Below are 20,461 nucleotides of genomic sequence, written 5' to 3'. Positions count from 1 at the left end.
GTCGGCTCAGTCACGGGCGGCCCGCCAGAGTTCGTCGGCCCGGACGGCGTGGTCGTGGGCCGACTCGGCCGCCCGCGGCCCGCCGTGCGCGGCGGCGAGGGTCTCGGCGCGGGCGAGGAGCTGCTCGGCTTCCGGCTGGGACGTCGTCGCGGCGTCGCGGCTCACGGCGGCGCTGTCGATCGCGGCCCGCGCGGCCGACCAGGCGGTCCGCCGGCGCAGGTCCCGGTCCCGCAGCCGCGGCACGGCGACCACCCCGGCCCCGGCGACGACGACCACCACCACGGCGACCACCCACACCACCCACGTCATCCCGGTCCACCTCCGCTAGTCGGGGAGGAGATCATTCTGGCTGGCGTGGCTGGGGAATGTGACAACGTTGCCGCATCGTGTCCCAGAAGATCACCGGACCAAGTGGACGGTCTTCGCGGCCGGGACGAACCTCGCGCTCTGGCCGCGGGTGAGGGTGACGCTGTCCGTCTCGAGGCCGTCGCCGAACGCGACCAGGCGGTCCGACTCGACCTCGATCGTCAGCGGCGCCGACGTCAGCTCGCCTTCGGTGTGCGACGTCCCGGTCGTCGGCGACGGCCACGCCTCCCGCACGAACCAGACCAGCCGCGCCTCGCCGGGCGCGGGCAGGCGCAGCGGGCTGCGGCGTTCCTGCCACACCGAGCCGCACCAGCCCGTCGCGCCGGTGCCCGTCCCGACCAGGATCCCCGACGACGCCTGGCGTTCCGCCGGCCCGCCACCGACCCCCAGCCGGTAGCGGGCCGTCTGGTGCCCGGCGTGGCCGAGGTAGATCTCGTTGAGCGCCAGCAGCCGCTGGCCGTCGTCCGCGGTGAACTCGGCCATCGTCCGGTGCTCGACGTTCCCGGTGGCGCGCACCAGGTCCGCGACCGCCGCGGCCGGGTGCCGCACCAGCACCCCGGGCGCGCCCGGCGCGATGCCGACGACCGGCTGGCCGTCGAGGTACTTGGCGACGTTGGCGACCAGCCCGTCCTGGCCGACCACGACGACGACGTCCTCGGGGGTGAACAGGAACCGCGAGAGGTCGCCGCGTTCGACCTCGCCGCGGCGCCAGTCGAGCGGGATCGCCGCCGACGCCGTGGCCAAAGCCGTGCGTACTGCGGCGTCCGCCTCCGTCACCTCCGCCAGATCACGGCCACGCGTGCGCAGGAAGAACTCGGCCTGGCCGCGGGTGCCGTGCCGGGCGAGCAGCTCGTCGAGCTCGGTGCGCCGGTGCACCAGCACCACGCGCGGCGCGAGGCTCACGACCGCACGCCGAGCTTGGTCAGCAGCGGCGTGAGCAGGTCCGGCGTGAGCACGAGGCTGTCGATCTTCGGCAGGTTCCCGGCGAGTTCCTTGAGCGCCAGCCCGGTGAGCACGCCTTCGGGCAGGTCGCGGTACGCCGCGAGCCGGGCCGCCTCGCCGGCCGCCGCGGCCTCGCCGAGCGCGCGCTGGCCGTCGGCCTTGACCTGCGTCAGCCGCTCTTCCCGCGACGCCTGCGCCTCGGTGTCGATCCGGTTCGCCTGCGCGGCCTCTTCGGCCTGACGCCGGGCGTTCGCGCCGCGCTGGGCGAGCAGCTGCTCCTCGCGGCGGGCCAGCTCGATCTGGCTCTGCAGCTCGTTCTCGCTGATCGCCCGCTCGCGTTCGACGGCCAGCGCGCGCCGCTCGAACGTCGCCCGGTCGGCCTCCTGCTGCACCTTCTCCCGGGCGGTCGTCTGCAGGGCCTTCTCGACCTCCGGCTCGGCGCGGATGGAGACGACGCGGACGTCGAGGACCGCCGAGCCGGTCTGCGAGAGGCGTGTGTCCTCGTCGGCGAGCGCGGCGCGGATCCGGTCGCGGACCGCGCCGACGCCGTCGACGAGCGCGGTGGCCAGGGGAGTGCGGGTGAGCACCTCGACCGCGTACTGCTGGACGTTCTCGGTGAGCAGCCCGCTGATCTGGGCCAGCGGGTCGCTTCTCCAGCGCCCGGTGTCGGGGTCGATCGAGAAGTCGATCCGCTGCGCGGCCAGCGCCGGGTCCACGATCCGGAAGGTCAGCGCGAGCTGCACGGTGACGTCCTGGAAGTCGGCCGTGCGGGCGTGGAACAGCAGCGGCAGCTCGCGGTCGTCGACCGGGACCTCCGAGACGACCGCCGTGAGCGGCCGGTACCAGAACGACAGCCCGAGCCCGTCGTGCGCGAGCTTGCCGCGGCGGTAGTGGCGGATGTGCACGGTCGGGGCGCCGCGCAGGTGCCGGAACCCGAACCGGCGGTTGATGTCGGCCATCTGATGCCTCCTCTTATCGTCGGCCTGACGATATGGGGTGGACGGCCTAATCGTCAAGCTGACGATTACCGGCTAGGGTGGTGGCATGGGTCACCCACCGTTCGCCGTCACCGCCGACCTCGTCGTGCTCACCCTGACCGGGGACGAGCTGTGCGCCCTCCTGGTCCGCAGGGGAGTGGCGCCGTTCCTCGGCGGCTGGGCGCTGCCCGGCGGCTTCGTCCGCGCGGACGAGGATCTCGAGGAGGCGGCCTGCCGCGAACTGGCGGAGGAGACGGGCTTGGCGCCGGGCACCGTCCACATCGAACAGCTCGCCGGCTACGGCGCCCCGGACCGCGACCCGCGGATGCGCGTCGTCACGGTGGCCTACCTGGCGCTGGCCCCGGACCTCCCGACCCCGCGCGCGGGCACCGACGCGGCGGACGCGCGCTGGGCCCCGGTGCGTTCCCTGGCGGGCGAAAGCCTGGCGTTCGACCACGACCGGATCCTCGCCGACGGCCTGGAGCGCGCCCGCGCGAAGCTGGAGTACTCACCGCTGGCGACGGCGTTCTGCCCGCCGGAGTTCACGGTCGCGGAGCTGCGCCGGGTGTACGAGCTGGTCTGGGACACCCGCCTCGACCCCCGCAACTTCCACCGCAAGGTGACGGGCGCGGACGGCCTCCTGGAGCCGACAGGCCGGACGACCACCCGCGACGGCGGCCGCCCGGCCCAGCTGTACCGGCGGGGCAAGGCGGAGCTGCTGTACCCACCGATGCTGCGCGGCTGACGCACGTCTGCCAAAGTTCTGGTCCGGCTACGCCGCCCGCGCCGGCACGAGCCGTCGGGCCGCGGACACCAGTGGCATCAGGCGAGTCCCGAGGTTGCGGGCCACCAGACCCCGGCGCGTAGCCGGGATCAGCATGGCCGCGGCCGCCGAGACGTTGCGCTGCTTGGGTTCCACCAGCTTGCGGTGCTCGGCTTCGTACCGCCGGAACGCCGCCGCCGGGTCCTCGGGCGTCCGGCCCAGCTCCTGCGCCAGCGTGTACGCGCCCGCCATCGCCAGTGTCGAGCCGTCGCCGAAGAGGGAGACGCACGAGGCCGCGTCGCCCGCCAGGACGATCCGGCCCGCCGCCCAGCTGTCCATCCGGACGCGGCTCACCGAGTCGAAGTACAGGTCGTCCGCGTCGCGCACCTGCGCCAGCAGCTCGGGGACCCGCCAGCCCGCGCCGGCGTACGCCTCGGCGAGCATTTCCTTGTGCAGCGCGGTGTTCCGGTAGTCGAAGCCCGGCACCTCGGCGCCGCGGAACATGAACGCCGCGATCGCGTGGCCGCGCGACGGGTGGACGGCGACCGCCCGGCCCGGCGAGTTGTACATGACCAGCTCGGTGCGGTCGGTCGGCGCCTCGGCCAGCGGCAGCGTCGCGATGTAGACGCCCATGTGCTCGACGAACGCCTGCTCCGGCCCGAACGCCAGCCGCCGCACGCCCGAGTGCAGGCCGTCGGCGCCGATCACCAGGTCGAACCGCCGTGGGGCACCTCGCTCGAAGGTGACGTCGACGCCGCCGTCGTCCTGGCGTAGCCCGGTGATCGAGTCGTGGAAGACGAACTCGGCGCGGTCCGCGGCCGTCTCATAAAGGATGGCCGCGAGGTCCGTGCGCGACAGTTCGACGTCGTCGCCGCTGCCCAGCACGCTCATGGCCACCCGGCCGGTGCGCCGGCCCGCGTCGTCGACGAACTTCAACGCCGTGACGTCGGTGCTCGCTTCGCGCAGCTTCCCGGTGAGGCCCATCTCGGCCGCGACGTGGGTGGCGGGGCCGCGGACGTCGACCGGGCTGCCGCTCGACCGCAGCCCCTTGGCGCGTTCGACGACGGTCGGCCGGTAGCCCGCGCGGGCCAGCCAGTAGGCCAGTGTCGGCCCGGCGACGCCGGCGCCGGAGATCAATACCGTCTGCTCGTTCATGGTTGTACCCCCTGGATGATGTTCCTGACCATCGGTCAGTCCCGAAGGTACGCCACTGTCCGGCGGTCAGGCAAGCGGCTAGGCTCGGGGGATGACGGAGGCCGATACCCGCGCCCGGATCCTGAGCGCCGCGCTGGAGGAGTTCTCGGAGCGCGGCTACCACGCGACGTCGGTGCGTGAGCTGGCCGAACGCGTCGGCGTGACCAAGACCGCGGTGCTCTACCACTTCCCCGGCAAGGCCGACATCGTGACGGCGCTGGCCGAGCCGCTGCTCGATGACCTCGAGGCGACGATGGACAAGGCCGAGGCCGCCGCCGACCCGCGCGCCGCGGCGATCGAGGGGGTTCTCGACGTGTGGCTGAGCCACCGGTACCTGCTGCGGATGAACCTGCGCGACCTCGGCCTGACGGCGTCGAAAGCGGTGTTCGAGCGCTTCCGCGACGGCATGCTGAAGGCGAACGTGCTGGTCGCGGGCCCGGCCGCGGACCTGGCGGCGCGGGTCCGCGCGGCACAGGCGATCGCGATGCTCAGCGACCCGGTGGTCCTGTTCGCCGACGCCCCGACCGACGAGCTGCGAGCCACGATCCTCGACGGCGTCGCCCGGCTGTTCGGCACGCCGGCGGCTGCTCGCGGCCGCCGGGGGCGACCGAGCGTGATGAGCCCCGAGACGGTGGAGGCGGCCCACCGCCTCTACGACGCCGGCCACTCGGCAGCCGACATCGCGACGGCGCTGGGCGTCTCCCGCGCGACGATCTACCGGCATCTACCGGACGCGGAATAGTGAGACGACTTGTGAGACTTATTGAGACGGCGCCGCGGCCGGGTCCACCGCGACCTCGATGGCCGGCAATGCCGTGAGCTGCTCCGGCGTCATCCGCTCGGCGGCCGTGAAGACCTTCTGCTGCTGCTCCTTGATCCGCTCGTCGACCAGCCGGCTCAGCTCGAAGGCCAGCCGGCCGGTCTGGCGGACCGTGACGTCGTCCACCAGCGGCCGGACGGCCGACGTGATGACGATCCCCGCGGCCTGGCCGGACTCGGATTGTGAGACGCCGACCGAGTAGTCCTCACGCGGGTTGGTCGCGCCGTCGATCGCGAAGTCGCGGATCCGGCCGAGCAGCTCGTGCCATTCGGCGACCTCACCCGGCACCTCGGTGGCCTTGACGTCCTCCACGGTCAGGCCCATGCCCCGGTCGCCGGTGCGGAAGCAGCGCGCGTACGAGTTCAGCGCGGACACCCACAGCGACTCGACCAGCACGGCGTCCAGCCGGCCCGGGGGCCGTTCCAGCTCGGCGACGAGACGTTCGCAGCACTTGAGCGCGAACTGCAGGTCGTCGAAGATCCCGACGAGGTCGGCCAGGCCCAGGGCACCGGGCGTCGCCAGCAACCGGGCGCTTGAAGGGGCGGTCGTAGGCTGGGTCATCCGGGCACGCTCCTGACGGTCTGAGCTTCCACCACACCGCATCCGGCGCGCCCCGGCGGTCTCAATTTGCGACACCGAACCCCAGCGTGAACTCCGTCTTCCGCACCTGGAGCCGGTACCGCGGCAGCACCCCCGGCCCGCAGGACGCCGAGCCGAGGCCGTGCTGGGCGACGTCCAGGGTGAGGTGGACCAGGTCGCCCGCGTGCAGGTCCGTGGTGTGCCGCGCGGCTTCGAGCGCGGCCGACGTCCAGCGGCGGGCCGTGAAGTCGAACGCCGGATCACCGTCGACGCGGATTCCGGTGCCCTCGGCGTTGGTCAGCCGCAGCCAGCGGACGTCGACGCGGTTGCCGTTCTCCTGCGGGAAGACGTACGGCGTCTGCAGGTCGTCGACGCCGCGGGAGAAGCGCCCGATCCGCGCCGCCTGGCGGCTGTCCGGGTACGCCTCGCCGGGGCCGCCGCCGAACCACTCGGCCGAGCCGAAGGCGCCCGGGACGGCCATCGTCAGGCCGAGCCGGGGGAGCGTGCCCGCCAGACCGTCGGGCGTGATCTCGACGCGCAGCCGCAGCCGATCGCCGAGCGCCGTCCACGTGTAGTCCGTGAGCAGCCCGGACGCCTGCGCCGGCGGCGCCACCCGGGTCCGCACGAGCAAGTCGTCGCCGTCGGCGTCGACGGCGATCACCCGGTGCTGCAGCCGGTGCAGTCCCGCTTCCCGCCACTCCGAAGCCGACTCGGCGCGGTCGTTGTCCGTCGTCGCCCGCCAGACGTTCAGCCGCGGCCCCCGCACCGGATGGCCGCCGAGCGCGATCAGCCGGCCGGTCACCGGGTCGAACTCGCCGACGCCCAGCCGCAGCCGCCCGCCGGTGCGGAACACCGGGCCGCGACCCGCCGGCCACACCACGGCGGGCGCGGGCGACACCGGCAGCTGCCCCCAGCCGACGACGTGCCCGGCCGGAGCCCACGACGAACCGGACGTCAGCGACGCCGAAACCGTCAGCCACGATTCACCGCCCGTCGCGGGCAACCGGGGGAGGGGCACCAGCGCGTTTTGTCCGGATTGGACGGTCGGAACGTCGAGAATGCCCTCCTCGACCGGGATTCCCTCGGACTCCAAGACCCAGGTGAACGTGAGGTGCGCGGTGCTCACGAAGTCGTAGTGGTTCGACACCCGGATCCCGCCGGGAGCGGCCTCGATCCGGACCGGCTCGATGATCTTGGCGAACTCCACCAGCCCCGGCGACGGCGTCCGGTCCGGGAAGACGAGCCCGTCGATGACGAAGTTGCCGTCGTGGATCGCTTCGCCGAAGTCGCCGCCGTAGGCGAAGTGGTCGCCGGCGAGCAACCCGTGGTCGAGCCACTCCCAGACGAACCCGCCCTGGCAGTTCGGGTACCGCTCGAACAGCTCCCGGTACTCCAGCAGCCCGCCCGGGCCGTTGCCCATCGCGTGCCCGTATTCGCAGAGCAGGAACGGCAGGTCACGCCGCCGCGCGTCGACGTCCTCGCGAAGCCCGATCGACTCGACCTCGGCGTGGGTCGCGTACATCCGGCTGTGGACATCCACATAGGAGCAGTCGTGGTCGCCTTCGTAGTGCACCGGCCGGGTCGGGTCGCGGTGGCGCGTCCACTCGGCCATCCGCTCGAGGTTCGGCCCGGTGTGGCTCTCGTTGCCGAGCGACCAGAGGATCACGCTCGGCCGGTTCTTGTCCCGCTCGACCGTGCGCCGCATCCGGTCGAGGTAGGCGACTTCCCACGCCGGGTCGGCGCTCGGGTTGCGCTCCCACTCCAGCGGCTCGAAGCCGTGCGTCTCCAGGTCGCACTCGTCGATCACCCAGAGGCCGTACTCGTCGCACAGCTCGAGGAACGCCGGATCCGGCGGGTAGTGGCTGGTCCGGACGGCGTTGACGTTGTGCCGCTTCATGAGCAGGACGTCGGCCAGCGCGACGTCGCGGGGCACGGCCCGGCCGGTGCGCGGGTGGTGCTCGTGCCGGTTCACGCCGCGCAGCAGCAGCCGGCGGCCGTTGACCTTCAGCAGGCCGTCGTCGATCGCCACGGTCCGGAACCCGATCCGCACCGGCACCCGTTCGGCCGCCGTCGACAGCGAGCCGTCGTACAGCCGCGGCGACTCCGCGCTCCACGGCTCGACCGGCAGCTCCAGCGGTAACCCGGCCGGGTGAGCCGACACCCCCAACTCGGGGATACCGAGCAGCGCGTCGGCCTCGGTCTCGACGCGGACCGTGCCGAGGCCGGTCGTGTGGTCGTAGTCCGCGCGGAGCCAGTAGTCGCCGATCCCGCCGACGGGCCGCGCGAGCAGCGTGACGTCGCGGAAGATCCCGGACAGCCACCACATGTCCTGGTCTTCGAGGTAACTGCCCGCCGACCACTGGTGCACGCGCACGGCCAGGACGTTGTCCCGCGGCCGCAGCAGCGGCCCGACCTCGAACTCCGCGGGCAGCCGGCTGCCCTTCGTGACGCCGAGCTCGACGCCGTTGAGCCAGATCCGCGCGCACGAGTCGATCCCGTCGAAGCGCAGCACCGCGGGCCCGGTGGGCCACGACGCGGGCAGGTCGAACCGCCGCCGGTGGTCGCCGGTCGGGTTGTCCGACGGCACGTGCGGCGGGTCGACCGGGAACGGGTACCGCACGTTCGTGTAGGCGGGCTTGCCGTACCCGTGCAGCTGCCACATCGACGGCACGGGCAGCTCATCCCACACCGAGTCGTCGAAGTCGTCACGCTCGACGCCGGCCGGCGCCGCGGCGACGGCGGAGAAGAGCCGGAACCGCCAGGTGCCGCTCAGCGACAGCGCCGGCGCGTCGGAGGTGAAGGCCGCGCGCGGCGGCACCGAGCCGTGGCCGGGGCCCGGGTCTTCGACGTACGACATGACGTCCCTTCAGCCCTTCATGGCGCCGGCCGTGCGGGCGACGTCGTGGATCCCCACCTGCCGACGTCCGAGTATGCCCGCCGGAATGCGGGAAGGCCTCCTCGGCGGCTCGGGATTGCCGTCGAGGAGGCCTTCGCTCACCCGGCTGTTATTCGGCCGGGACGCGTTCGCGGCGTTTCGAGATGACCCGCCAGCCGACCGCGAGCACGATCGCCAGCACCGGGATCGAGTAGAACGCGATTTTCTCGGCGCCGTCGGAGAAGCCCATCAGCACCACCACCAGGGCGAGGAACGCCAGCGTCGCCCAGCCGGAGTACGGCGCCCACGGCATCCGGTACGAGGGCCGCTCCAGCTCGCCGCGCAGCGCCGCCTGGCGCAGCCGCATCTGGCAGAAGATCAGCGTCGCCCACGTCGTGATCACGCCCAGTGACGCGATCGCGATGGCGATGTCGAACGCCTCCTTCGGCACCAGGTAGTTCAGCACCACGCCGAGCAGGTAGGCGATCGAGGTGAACATGATGCCGCCGTAGGGGACCTGCCGGCGGTTCATCCGGCCGACGAACGCCGGCGCCTCGCCCTTGTCGGCCAGCGAGCGCAGGATCCGGCCGGTCGAGTAGAGCCCGGAGTTGACGCTGGAGAGCGCCGCGGTCAGCACGACGGCGTTCATCACGTCGCCGATGCCCGGGATGCCGAGGCGGCTGAACACCGTGACGAACGGGCTTTCATCGCCGTTGTAGAACGGCCAGGGCAGCAGCATCGCCAGCATCAGCACCGAACCGACGTAGAACACGCCGATCCGCCAGACCACGCCGTTGATCGCCTTGGGCAGGACCTGGCGCGGATTCTTCGTTTCACCGGCCGCGATGCCGACGACCTCGATGGCCGAATAGGCGAAGATGACCGCCTGCAGCGTCATCAGGGCGACGCCGATGCCGGCCGGGAAGAATCCACTGTGGTCGGTCAGGTTGTGCACGCCGGCCGGGGTGCCGCCGATGTCGGCGCTGGTGAACACCAGCCCGAGCGCGGTGATCAGGAAGACGACGATGGCCAGCACCTTGACCACCGAGAACCAGAACTCCAGCTCACCGAACAGCTTCACCGAGACCAGGTTCACGGCCAGCAGGACGCCGAGGGCGACCAGGGCGGTGATCCACTGGGGCACGTCCGGCAGCCACTTGTGGACGTAGATCGCGACCGCGGTGATCTCCGCGATTCCGGTCATCGCCCAGTTCACCCAGTACATCCAGCCGGAGGCGAAGCCGGCCCACGGCCCGATGAACTTCCGGGCGTAGGTGACGAAACTGCCGGAGCTCGGCTCGTGCAGCACGAGCTCGCCGAGCGCGCGCATCACGAAGTAGGCGGCCACCCCGCAGATCGCGTAGGACAGGACCAGTGACGGGCCGACCTGGTGGAGCTTGCCGCCGGCGCCGAGGAAGAGCCCGACACCGATCGCGCCGCCGATGGCGATCATCTGCACTTGGCGGTTGCCGAGCGCTTTCGAGTAGCTTTCACCTTTTTCGGTGAGCAGCGAGGAATCCATGGTTGCCAGACGCTAGAGGCGTTAGCCGCAAGTGACCAAGCACACTAAGGAAGACTTAAGGTGTGCGAGAGATCACCTCGATGGTTTCCCGCGTGTTTCCCGTTTCGATTTGACAAGATCACCTTCGACCCCGAATCCTCGCGCGTTCCGCCCGGCTCTACGCTACGGCCGTGGATCTCGCGGCGCTGCTGGACCGGATCGCGGACGACGTCGCACCCGAGGTCGGCCGGGGCGCCGTCGCGGACTACATCCCCGCCCTGGCCCGGGTCCGGCCGGGGTTCGGCATCGCGGTGGCCGATGTGGACGGTGCCGTGCACGGCGCGGGCGACTGGCTGCGGCCGTTCTCCGTGCAGAGCATGTCGAAGGTCTTCACCCTCGCCCTGGTGCTCGCCCGCGGCGACGACGTCTGGACGCGCGTGGGCCGCGAACCGTCCGGCGACCCGTTCAACTCCCTGGTGCAGCTGGAACACGAGGACGGAATCCCGCGCAACCCGTTCATCAACGCGGGTGCGCTGGTGGTGACCGACGAGCTCACCTGCCACGGCGACGCCGTGGGCGCGCTGCTCGGTTTCCTGCGCGCGGAAAGCGGCCGCGCGGACATCGACGTCGACGCCGAGGTGGCCGCGTCCGAGGCCGGCCACGCCGACCGCAACCGCGCGCTCGCGTACTTCATGGCCTCCTACGGCAACATGCGCAACCCGGTACCGTCCGTTTTGGACCAGTACGTCCGCCAGTGCTCGATCGCGATGTCCTGCCGCGACGTCGCCCGCTCGGCGCTGTTCCTCGCCCGCCACGGCATCCGCAACGACGGCACCCGCCTGCTCGGGCTCAGCTCGGCGAAGCGCATCAACGCCGTGATGCTGACGTGCGGCACCTACGACGCCGCGGGCGAGTTCGCCTACCGCGTCGGCCTCCCGGGCAAGAGCGGCGTCGGCGGCGGCATCGTGGCGATCGTCCCGGGCCGCTGCGCGGTCTGCGTCTGGAGCCCGGGTCTGGACGCCCGCGGCAACTCGGTGGCGGGCGTCGCGGCCCTCGACCGCTTCACGACGCTGACCGGCTGGTCGGTCTTCTAACGCAGGTAGTTGTAGACGCTCGCCCGCGAGATGCCCAGCAGCTCGGTCAACGCCGGCACCGCGTTCTTCAGCTCCAGGAACCCGCGCGCCTTCAGCAACCGAACGAGGTCCTTCTTCCCGGCCGCCGGCAGGGTGCGCGGGGTGTGGCCGCGGTCGGCCGCGTAGTCCTCGACCAGCGCTCGCAGCTCGTCGGCCGTGCGGGCCCGCAGGGTCTCGGTCAAGGGTGCCGGGTCGTCGGTGCGGGTGAGGCGGGTCAGGGCGTGGGCGGCCGAGCCGAGCACGGAGACGTCCAGGTTGAGGCACAGGGCCGCGACGTACTCGCCGGCCGCGTTGCGGAGGCCGATCGACGTGCTCTTGGCCGGGCGGCCGTCGGGGAAGCGGTTCGGGTAGTTCTGCAGCACGTCCGGGAACGCGGGGTCGGCGATCCGGGCCAGGCCCAGCTCGGTCGCCGGGTCGCCCACGGCGCGCCCGGACAGGCCGCCTTCGATCGCGCGCACCGCGTGGGCCGGGTCGCGCAGGTCGTGCAGCACGACCTCGCACAGCCCGGGGAACATCCGGCCGACGGCGTGCGCGATCTTCTCCGCCTCGCGCAGCAGCAGCTCGTCCTCGGTCATCCGAGCAGCTCCCGCAGCTTGTCCGGCGCCTTCAGCCCGGATCCGGTGAGCACGACGACGGTGGTCTCGCCCGGCCGGATCGCGCCGCGCTCGCGGAACACGTCGATCGCCGCGGCGGCGCTCGCGCTGGTCGGCTCGGCGTAGAGGCCGAGGGACGCGAGGCGCCGGGCGGCCGCGGCGATGGCGTCCTCCTCGATCGCGGCCGTGTCGCCGCCCGAGCGCCGGATCGCCGCGACGACCTCGGGGAGCCGGATCGGGTGCCGGATCGCGGTGCCTTCGGCGACGGTCGGGGCGAACGGCGGTGGCTGCCGGTCGTGGAACGCGGCGTCGATCGGGGAGCAGTTGCGGGGCTGCGCGACGAGCAGACGCGGGCGTCGCGCGATCGAACCGACGTCGAGGAGTTCGCCGAACCCGAGGTCGAGGCCCAGCACGATGCTGCCGGCGCCGGCGACCGTGACGACCGCGTCCGGCGCGCGGAACCCCAGGTCCTCCCACAGTTCGTAGGCGAGGGTCTTGGTGCCTTGCAGGAAGAACGGGTGCCAGTTGTGGCTGGCGTAGGTCGTCGACGCCGAGCGCCGGACCGCCTCGGCGGCGGTGTCGTCGCGGGTGCCGGGCACGAGCTCGACGGTCGCGCCGTACGCGCGGGTCTGCAGGACCTTCGCGGCGGACGTCCCCTCGGGGGCCAGGACGGTCGCGGCGATCCCGGCGGCGGCGCTGTAGGCCGCGACCGACGAGCCGCCGTTGCCCGAGCTGTCCTCCAGCAGTTCCGTGACGCCGGCGCCGGCCAGCGCCGCGACCATCACGCTGGACCCGCGGTCCTTGAAGCTGCCGGTCGGGCTGAACCACTCGAGCTTGAACCGGACCTCGGCCTCGCCCCACGGCTGCCGGACCAGGGGAGTGCAGCCTTCGCCGAGCGAGAGCGGACGCAGGTCGCCGGGCAGGGCGGCGCGGTAGCGCCAGAGCGACCGGACGCCGGTGTCGACGTCGCCGGGCGTCAGGCCGGGCCGTGGTGCGACGGTGAGCGGGGCGCCGTCGTCACCCCGCCAGCGCCGCGGGTCGCCGGGGTAGCGCGTTCCGGATCGCTCGTCGGCGTACCAGTAGTCCACGACCACCTCCACGTTGGACAGTTGGTCCAAGGGTAGACGTCGTGTCTACGGTTACCGACAAGTACGCGAAATGTTTTCAGCTTCTTCTCAGGAAAGATCCGTAACGCGCGTGGCGGAGATTTCGATCTCGGCCGCGCGGGGACCGGTATCCGGGGGTACCGATGGTGTCCGGGCGAATACCCGCAGTCGCCTGCGCGGGCGGGTGCACCCTGGTGTCCGGGCGCGGGGATCCGGCTCTTCCGGGTCGTGTGAACACGGGGAATCCCGGAGTGTAGCGAATCCACAGTGGACTCGCGGGGGTGTGTCGAGCCCGGTCCGGTCTTTTACGATTATTCTTACGGGGCGTCCGCAAAATTGCCGGGTGAATAGTCCCCACGTGATCTGTGGCACGGTTCCGCGTTAATGCCGTGACGGCTTCGGCGCATGGCCGATTTTACCGCCACGACACTTCGCGTTGGCTCCCGGGAAACAGTGGGCCCGCCGGACGGAGTGGGCCGGTGTGGCCAGTCCCGCTGCGTCCACCGGGTGAGATGGCTTGCCCCGTATGGAGGTGTGGGACACGTGTACCACGAGGTATGACTATTGACCGCCGTACAAGGCAATCCCGCGTCCGATCCCGGCTCGTGGTACGTGACGGCCGCGTTAAATTCTTGCGTCTCCAGCCTGGTCGCTCCCGAATTTTCTGCACAACCACCACGAATTCGTGGTGGGTTGTTGACGGAACGGGATGAACGCGCTTAAGTACTCCCCGTTACCCCATCACCCCCTTTCGTGCGTAGCGGGAGTTCCCATGCGTGTCTCGAAAGACGTTCGCGAACCGGCCGTGCCGGTCGTCGCCGTCTCGCCGCTCGCGTGGCCTTCCGCGCGGGGCGTCGCGGCCGCCGCGCGCGGTGGCGGGCTCGGCGTGCTCGACCTCACCGGCCCGGGCGGCACCGCTTCGGAAGAGCTCGCCCTCCTGGCGGAATGGGGGATCCCGGCCTTCGGGATCCGGCTCACGCGCCTGGCCGCGGGCACGGAGCTGCCCGAAGCCGCCGGCACCGTCCTGCTGACCGAGGACTCGCCGTGCACCGCGCGCGACTTCCCGGGACGACGGGTGCTGGCCGAGGTCACGAGCCGCGTGTCGGCCGCGCGGGCGGTCGACGGCGGCGCCCACGGCTTGATCGCCCGCGGTCACGAGTGCGGCGGCCGGACGGGTGAGCTGAGCACTTTCGTGTTGCTCCAGGCCTTGCTGGCCGACAAGACCGTCCCGGTCTGGGCGGCGGGCGGGATCGGCCCGCACACCGCGGCCGCCGCCATCGCGGGCGGCGCGGCCGGCGTCGTCGTCGACACCCAGCTCGCGCTCCTGCCGGAGGCGGAACTGCCGTCGGCCCTCACCACCGCCGTCACCGGCCTCGACGGCTCCGAGACCGTGGTCGTCGACGGCGTCCGCGTGCTGTCCCGCCGCGGGACAGCCGTGACGTCGATCGAGGCCGGCCAGGACGTCTTCCTCGCCACCCGCTTCCGCGACCGCTGGGGCACGGTGACCGCGGCCGTGCGTGGTCTCGGCGACGCGATCGGCGACGCGCTGCGCGCGGACGTCACCGTGCTCGGCCCGGGCACCGCCGGCAGCCGCGCGTTCGGCACCACCCAGCCGGTCGCGCAGGGCCCGATGACCCGGGTGAGCGACCAGGCCGCCTTCGCCGCCGAGGTCGCCGCGGGCGGGGCGCTGCCGTTCATCGCGCTCGCGCTGTCCGGCCCGGAGCAGACCCGCGAAGTTCTGGAACGAACCCGCGAAGCCGTCGGCGGCGCGCCGTGGGGCGTCGGCGTGCTCGGCTTCGCCGCCGACGACGTCAAAACCGCGCAGCTCGAGGTGATCCGCGAGCTGCGGCCCACCCACGCGATCATCGCCGGCGGCCGCCCGGCCCAGGCCGCGGCCCTGGAAGGCGCCGGCATCGCCACCTTCCTGCACGTGCCCTCACCCGGCCTGCTGAAGCAGTTCCTCGAGGCCGGCGCCCGCAAGTTCGTCTTCGAAGGCTCGGAGTGCGGCGGCCACGTCGGCCCGCGCACCAGCTTCCCGCTCTGGGAGGCTCAGCTCGGCGTCCTCGGCGACTTCGTCGCCAGCACCCCGGACGCCGCCGCGGACCTGCAGATCCTGTTCGCGGGCGGCATCCACGACGAACGCTCGGCCGCGATGGTCGCCGCCCTCGCCGCGCCGGTCGCCGCCCGCGGCGCCGCCATCGGCGTCCTCATGGGCACCGCTTACCTCTTCACCCACGAAGCCGTCGACGCCGGCGCGGTGCTCCCGCTCTTCCAGCGGCAGCTGCTCGAAGCCCGGCACACCGACCTGCTCGAAACCGCGCCCGGCCACGCCACCCGCTGCGTCCGAAGCCCGTTCACCGAGGAGTACGCCGCGCTCAAGGCGGACCTCGCCGAGCAGGGCGTGCCCAGCCGCGACGCGTGGGAGCAGCTGGAGACGCTCAACGTCGGCCGCCTCCGCCTGGCCAGCAAGGGCATCGAGCGCGTCGGCGCCGACCTGCGGCCGGTCGGCGAAGACCGGCAGCTCACCGAAGGCATGTTCATGGCGGGCGAGGTCGCCGTGCTGCGCTCGGCCGTCACCACGATCGCCGAGCTGCACACCGCCGTCGGCGAAGGCGCGAACGCCTTCCTGCGCGAGCGGGCCGCCGCGGCCGGTGTCACGACGCCGGAGCCGCCCGCGCCGGAACCCCTGGACATCGCGATCGTCGGGATGGCCTGCATGTTCCCGCAGGCCCCGGACCTGGCGTCGTTCTGGGCGAACGTCCTGGCCGGCGCGGACGCCGTCACCGAGGTCCCGCCGCAGCGCTGGGACACCACCCTCTACTTCGATCCCGAGGGCCAAGGCGAGAAGACGCCGTCACGCTGGGGCGGCTTTCTGCCCGAGATCGGGTTCGACCCGCTGCGCTACGGCATCCCGCCGTCGTCGCTGGCCAGCATCGAGCCGGTCCAGCTGCTGGCGCTCGAAGCCGCGCACCGGGCGCTCGCCGACGCGGGTTACGGCGAGCGCGCCTTCGACCGGACGCGGACGTCCGTCGTGTTCGGCGCCGAGGCGGGCAGCGACCTGTCCAACGCGATGAGCCTGCGGACCGTCCTGCCGTCCTACGTGGGCGAACTGCCGCCCGGGCTCGACGAGCGGCTGCCGAAGATCACCGAGGACTCGTTCCCCGGCGTGCTCGCCAACGTCATCGCCGGCCGGATCGCCAACCGGCTCGACCTCGGCGGCGCGAACTACACCGTCGACGCGGCCTGCGCGTCCTCGCTCACCGCCGTCGACGTCGCCTGCAAGGAACTGACCGCCGGCACCAGCGACCTCGTCCTGTGCGGTGGCGCGGACCTGCACAACGGCATCAACGACTACCTGCTCTTCGCCTCGGCGCACGCCCTGTCGCCGACCGGGCGCTCGGCGACGTTCGACGGCGCGGCCGACGGCATCGCGCTCGGCGAAGGCGTCGGCTGCGTCGCGCTGAAGCGCCTCGCCGACGCCGAACGCGACGGCGACCGCGTGTACGCCGTGATCAAGGGCGTCGGCGCGGCGTCCGACGGGCGCGCGCTCGGGCTGACGGCGCCCCGGCCCGAAGGCCAGCACACCGCGCTGACCCGCGCCTACCGCAACGCCGGCGTCTCACCCGCGCAGGTCGGGCTGGTCGAGGCGCACGGCACCGGCACCGTCGTCGGCGACCGGACCGAACTGAGCACGCTGACCAAGGTCTTCACCGAGGCCGGGGCCGCGCCGGGTGGCTGCACGATCGGCTCGGTGAAGTCCCAGATCGGCCACACCAAGTGCGCCGCCGGCCTCGCCGGGCTGATCAAGACGGCGATGGCGCTGCACACCGGCGTCAAACCGCCGACCCTGCACGTGACCGCGCCGAACCCGGCGTGGGACGCCGCGACCAGCCCGTTCGTGTTCCAGTCGGCGCCGCAGCCGTGGAGCGCGCCGCCCGCCGAGCGGATCGCCGGGGTCAGCGCGTTCGGCTTCGGGGGCACCAACTTCCACGTCGTGCTCGGCGCGCACGACGGCGTCCCGCCCGCCCAGGTCGGCGACGAGTGGCCGGCCGAGCTGTTCACCTTCGCGACGGACGCGGCGGCGCGGGACCTGCTGGCGCTGGCCGAGGACGTCCCGGCGGGCAAGCAGCCGTGGCGCCTGCGGGACCTCGCGCTGAGCGCGTCACGCCGGTCCGAGGCGGCCGGTCGGGTTCGGCTCGCCGTTGTCGCGTCCACTGTGGATGAACTGACCGGGTTGCTGCGTCAGGCGTTGGCCGGCTCCGACGCGCCAGGCGTGTACCGCTTCGGGGACTTCGAGCCGGGTGAGGTCGCGGTGCTGTTCCCCGGCCAGGGGAGCCAGCGGCCGGGGATGTTCGCCGAGCTGTTCGTCACGTTCCCCGAGCTGCAGCGCTACCTGCGGCTCGACCCGGCCACCGCCGCGACGGTGTTCGGCCCGGCCGTGTTCGGCGAACCGGCGCGGCAGGCCTTTGCCGACCGGGTGACCGACACCCGCGTCGCCCAGCCCGCGCTCGGCCTCGCCGGGCTGGCCGCGTTCCGGCTGCTGACCCGCGCCGGCGTCCGGCCCGCGATGGCCGGCGGCCACAGTTACGGCGAGCTGATCGCCCTGGCCGCGGCCGGCGCCCTCACGCCGGAAGCGCTGCTGCACGCCAGCCACGCCCGGGCCGAGGCGATCCTCGACGCGATCCCGGCGTCGGACCCGGGCGCGATGGCCGCGGTCTCGGCGTCCGCCGCCGCCGTCGGCGAGGTCATCGCCGACCTGAACACCGTGGTCCTGGCCAACCACAACTCGCCGACGCAGACGGTGATCTCCGGGCCGACCGCCGACATCGAGACGGCGGTCGGGCTGCTGCGGGCCGCCGGGCTCGGCGCGAAACGGCTCACGGTCGCGTGCGCGTTCCACAGCCCGCTGGTCGCGGCCGCGGGGGAGACGTTCGGCCGGGCCCTAGGCGCGATCGGCGTCGTGCGTCCCACCATCCCGGTGTACGGCAACCGCACTGCGGCGCCCTACCCGGACGACGTCCGCGGCGAACTGGCCGCCCAGATCGGTTCGCCGGTCTGGTTCGTCGAGCAGATCGAAGCGATGTACGCGGCGGGCGCCCGGGTGTTCGTCGAGGCGGGTCCCGGCGCGGTGCTGGCGAAGCAGATCACGGCGATCCTCGGTGACCGTCCACACCGGACGGTCGGGTTCGAGCAGCCGGGCCGCCGCGGCGTGCCGGGTTTCCTCAGCGCACTCGCGCAGCTGGCGGTCTCCGGCGTGCCGATCGAGACGGGCTGGCTGTTCCGCGGCCGCGACGCCGTCGACGCGGCGTCCGTCCCACGCCCGAAGCGTCCGGGGTGGACGGTGGACGGCCACCTGCTCCGCACCGCGGACGGCACGATCCCGGCGGGCGCCCTCCGGCCCGCGGAACGCCTCCCGCAGGTCCTGGCCCCGGCCGCCGCCCCGGTGGCGGCGAGCACATCGGACGCGATGGTGGCGGACTTCCTGCGCACGAGCCGCGAGATGATCGCGGCCCAGCGCGACGTACTGCTGGGCTACTTCGGCACCGACATCCCGGCGGCCGTCGCCCCGGTCGTCGTCACGCCGGTGGTCGAGGTGCTGCCGGTCGCTGTCCCGGCGCCGGTGCGGTCCGTTTTGGACACGGTGATCGAGGTGATCGGGGAGCGGACCGGTTATCCGGTGGACATGATCGAGCCTGATCTCGATCTGGAAGCCGACTTGAGCGTGGATTCGATCAAGCGTGCGGAGATCGCGGGTGAGCTGGCGAGCCGGCTGGGGCTGGATGCCGGTGAGGACATCGAGACGTTCGCCAAGGCGCGGACCGCGGCGTCGATCGCGGAGCTGATCGGGGCCGGGGCTCCGCAGCCTGTCGTGCCGGTTGTTGTCGTGGCTGAGCGGTCTGTTTTGGACACGGTGATCGACGTGATCGCCGACCGGACCGGCTACCCCGGGGACATGATCGAGCCCGACCTCGATCTCGAAGCCGACCTGAGCATCGACTCCATCAAGCGCGCCGAGATCGCCGGGGAACTGGCCACGCGCCTCGGCCTCGATCCGGACGGTGACGTCGAGGAGCTCGCCAAGGCCCGCACCGCCGCCGCGATCGCCGCGCTCGTGGGCGGGGCGGCCGAGCCGAAGCCGGTCCTGGTCAGTGGCGCAGCCGAGCCGAGCGCCGGGCTGCAGCCCGGCACCCCGGCCGGGCCGCAGCCGGTGATCGTTGCGCCGAAGCGCCTGGTCATGGCCGAATTCGACCTCGCGCCCGCCGACGCCCCCGACGTCACCGGACGGACGTTCCTGGTGCTCGGCGCCGGCCCGCTGGCCGAGGCTGTCCGGACTCGGCTGACCGACCTGGGCGCCACGGCCGAGATCGCCGACGCCGTCCGCCCGGGCTTCGACGGCGTCATCGACCTGCCCGCCGCCGACGCCGGGCCGGTGCTGCCCGCCGCCTTCCCCCGCTACCGTGACGCCCTCGTGGGGAACCCCACCTGGCTGCTGACCGCCGGTCCCGGTGAAGGGCTCCGCGGCTTCTACCGCAGCGTCTCGCGCGAGTACCCGGACACGATCGCCCGGGTCGTCGAGCAGTCGCCGGGCACGGATGTCGCCGACCAGGCGGAAAAGATCGTCGAAGAGTTGTCCACTGTGGACCGCGAACCCGTCGTGCTCCGGGACGGCGAGAAGCGCAGTGGGCTCCGGATGACCGAACAGGGCCTCGGCCTGCTCGGCAGCAGCGGCGCGGGTCCGGCGGGCGACGGCACCGCCGAAGCGGCCGCGGCCGGGCTGGACCGCGATTCGGTCGTGCTGCTCGTCGGCGGAGCCAAGGGCATCACCGCCCGGTTCGCCGCGACGCTCGCCGCCGCGTCCCGCTGCCGGCTCGAACTGGTCGGCCGGACACCCGTGCCGTCCACAGAGGACGAATACCCGCACGCGACGGACGCCAGGGAACTGCGGGCCGCCCTGATCGCGAGCGGCCTGAAGAACCCGGCCGAGATCGAACGCGAAGTGCGCCGCATCCTCGGCGAACGCGAGGTCCGGGGGACCCTGAAGCGGCTCGAAGCGCTCGGCAGCCCGGTGCGCTACCAGTCCGTCGACATGCTCGACGCCGAGGCCGTGCACCGCGCGGTCAAGGAGATCCACGCCGAGCACGGCCGCCTCGACGGCATCGTCTACGCGGCCGGCGTCATCGAGGACAAGCTCGTCGCCGAGAAGACGCCCGAGTCGTTCGCCCGCGTCTACGGGACCAAAGTGGACGGGGCCAAAACCCTCCTCGAAGCGACGGCGGACCTGCCCGACGAGCCGAAGTTCGTCGTCCTCTTCGGCAGCATCGCCGCGGCGCTCGGCAACCGCGGCCAGTCGGACTACGCCGCCGCCAACGACGCCCTGGAATCCCTCGGCCGCCGCTGGCCGGCCGGCCGCGCGGTGACCGTCCACTGGGGACCGTGGGCGCCGACCGGCACCAACGACGGCATGGTCACGCCGGCGCTGATGCGGGAGTACGCCCGCCGCGGCATCGAGCTGATCGACCCGGAGGAAGGCACCCTCGGCCTGCTGCGCGAGCTGGCCTGGGGCCGCCCGGAGACCGCCGCCGTCGTCCACACCGCCTCGGGCTGGTGACGC

General features: G+C 72.7%; 13 protein-coding genes. 4 read left to right on the top strand and 9 right to left on the bottom strand.

Features of this window, described 5'->3' with window-relative positions; translation table 11 throughout:
• Positions 1–6: 6 nt before the first annotated feature.
• The 3 genes from OG570_RS36415 to OG570_RS36405 all read right to left on the bottom strand — a co-directional run bounded on the left by OG570_RS36415 (position 7) and on the right by OG570_RS36405 (position 2,267).
• Positions 7–309 carry a DUF6403 family protein gene (locus OG570_RS36415; RefSeq protein ID WP_326949477.1) on the bottom strand — a complete coding sequence of 101 codons (303 nt, stop codon included), beginning with the start codon at positions 307–309 and terminating at the stop codon, positions 7–9.
• Between the two features lie 90 nt (positions 310–399).
• A complete protein-coding gene (locus tag OG570_RS36410) occupies positions 400–1,269 on the bottom strand; it encodes a hypothetical protein (RefSeq protein WP_326953399.1) in 870 nt (289 codons plus the stop codon).
• Positions 1,266–2,267 (bottom strand): SPFH domain-containing protein, encoded by a 1,002-nt coding sequence (locus tag OG570_RS36405; RefSeq protein WP_326949479.1) that lies wholly within the window; start codon positions 2,265–2,267, stop codon positions 1,266–1,268. The genes OG570_RS36410 and OG570_RS36405 overlap by 4 nt, the downstream gene beginning before the upstream one ends.
• An 85-nt stretch (positions 2,268–2,352) precedes the next feature.
• On the opposite strand from OG570_RS36405, the gene OG570_RS36400 reads away from it, so the two are divergent.
• Entirely contained in the window at positions 2,353–3,030 is a 678-nt protein-coding gene (locus OG570_RS36400) for an NUDIX hydrolase (protein ID WP_326953398.1), read from the top strand.
• A 27-nt stretch (positions 3,031–3,057) separates the two neighbouring features.
• Here the strand turns inward: OG570_RS36400 and OG570_RS36395 are convergent, their stop codons facing one another.
• Positions 3,058–4,203, bottom strand: a complete 1,146-nt coding sequence (locus OG570_RS36395; RefSeq protein WP_326953397.1) for an FAD-dependent monooxygenase — start codon at positions 4,201–4,203, stop codon at positions 3,058–3,060.
• Between the two features lie 91 nt (positions 4,204–4,294).
• Here OG570_RS36395 and OG570_RS36390 point away from each other — a divergent pair, with 91 nt between their 5' ends.
• Positions 4,295–4,984, top strand: coding sequence for a TetR family transcriptional regulator (locus OG570_RS36390; RefSeq protein ID WP_326953396.1), 690 nt, complete (start codon positions 4,295–4,297; stop codon positions 4,982–4,984).
• Positions 4,985–5,002: 18 nt separating this feature from the next.
• Here OG570_RS36390 and OG570_RS36385 read toward each other — a convergent pair whose 3' ends face one another.
• The 3 genes from OG570_RS36385 to OG570_RS36375 form a co-directional block, all read right to left on the bottom strand.
• On the bottom strand, positions 5,003–5,587 hold the full coding sequence (locus tag OG570_RS36385; protein ID WP_326953394.1) for a hypothetical protein: 585 nt from the start codon (positions 5,585–5,587) through the stop codon (positions 5,003–5,005).
• 97 nt (positions 5,588–5,684) lie between these two features.
• Positions 5,685–8,498 (bottom strand): glycoside hydrolase family 2 TIM barrel-domain containing protein, encoded by a 2,814-nt coding sequence (locus OG570_RS36380; RefSeq protein ID WP_326953393.1) that lies wholly within the window; start codon positions 8,496–8,498, stop codon positions 5,685–5,687.
• Positions 8,499–8,646: 148 nt separating this feature from the next.
• Complete coding sequence (locus OG570_RS36375) at positions 8,647–10,038, bottom strand: amino acid permease (RefSeq protein WP_326949484.1); 1,392 nt, start codon at positions 10,036–10,038, stop codon at positions 8,647–8,649.
• Positions 10,039–10,208: 170 nt separating this feature from the next.
• Here OG570_RS36375 and OG570_RS36370 point away from each other — a divergent pair, with 170 nt between their 5' ends.
• A complete protein-coding gene (locus OG570_RS36370; RefSeq protein ID WP_326949485.1) occupies positions 10,209–11,111 on the top strand; it encodes a glutaminase in 903 nt (300 codons plus the stop codon).
• On the opposite strand, the gene OG570_RS36365 is transcribed toward OG570_RS36370, so the two are convergent.
• Positions 11,108–11,725: a helix-turn-helix transcriptional regulator gene (locus OG570_RS36365; RefSeq protein ID WP_326953392.1), complete on the bottom strand. Its 618-nt coding sequence runs from the start codon at positions 11,723–11,725 to the stop codon at positions 11,108–11,110. The two genes, OG570_RS36370 and OG570_RS36365, sit on opposite strands and share 4 nt — an antisense overlap.
• On the bottom strand, positions 11,722–12,861 hold the full coding sequence (locus OG570_RS36360) for a threonine synthase (protein WP_326953391.1): 1,140 nt from the start codon (positions 12,859–12,861) through the stop codon (positions 11,722–11,724). Before OG570_RS36360 ends, OG570_RS36365 begins: the two co-directional genes overlap by 4 nt.
• A 760-nt stretch (positions 12,862–13,621) precedes the next feature.
• On the opposite strand from OG570_RS36360, the gene OG570_RS36355 reads away from it, so the two are divergent.
• Positions 13,622–20,458: an SDR family oxidoreductase gene (locus OG570_RS36355; protein WP_326953390.1), complete on the top strand. Its 6,837-nt coding sequence runs from the start codon at positions 13,622–13,624 to the stop codon at positions 20,456–20,458.
• Positions 20,459–20,461 lie beyond the last annotated feature (3 nt).

Origin of the sequence: Amycolatopsis sp. NBC_01286, from assembly GCF_035982555.1 — a bacterium.
Lineage (GTDB): Bacteria > Actinomycetota > Actinomycetes > Mycobacteriales > Pseudonocardiaceae > Amycolatopsis.
The sequence above is the reverse complement of the archived record's forward strand: the minus strand, read 5'-3'. Positions and strand labels throughout refer to the sequence as shown.

Coding starts and splice junctions, on each gene's coding strand:
- OG570_RS36405 (WP_326949479.1), bottom strand. CDS start 2,267: ATGGCCGACATCAACCGCCGGTTCGGGTTCCGGCACCTGCGCGGCGCC.
- OG570_RS36355 (WP_326953390.1), top strand. CDS start 13,622: ATGCGTGTCTCGAAAGACGTTCGCGAACCGGCCGTGCCGGTCGTCGCC.
- OG570_RS36365 (WP_326953392.1), bottom strand. CDS start 11,725: ATGACCGAGGACGAGCTGCTGCTGCGCGAGGCGGAGAAGATCGCGCAC.
- OG570_RS36400 (WP_326953398.1), top strand. CDS start 2,353: ATGGGTCACCCACCGTTCGCCGTCACCGCCGACCTCGTCGTGCTCACC.
- OG570_RS36375 (WP_326949484.1), bottom strand. CDS start 10,038: ATGGATTCCTCGCTGCTCACCGAAAAAGGTGAAAGCTACTCGAAAGCG.
- OG570_RS36390 (WP_326953396.1), top strand. CDS start 4,295: ATGACGGAGGCCGATACCCGCGCCCGGATCCTGAGCGCCGCGCTGGAG.
- OG570_RS36380 (WP_326953393.1), bottom strand. CDS start 8,498: ATGTCGTACGTCGAAGACCCGGGCCCCGGCCACGGCTCGGTGCCGCCG.
- OG570_RS36395 (WP_326953397.1), bottom strand. CDS start 4,203: ATGAACGAGCAGACGGTATTGATCTCCGGCGCCGGCGTCGCCGGGCCG.
- OG570_RS36415 (WP_326949477.1), bottom strand. CDS start 309: ATGACGTGGGTGGTGTGGGTGGTCGCCGTGGTGGTGGTCGTCGTCGCC.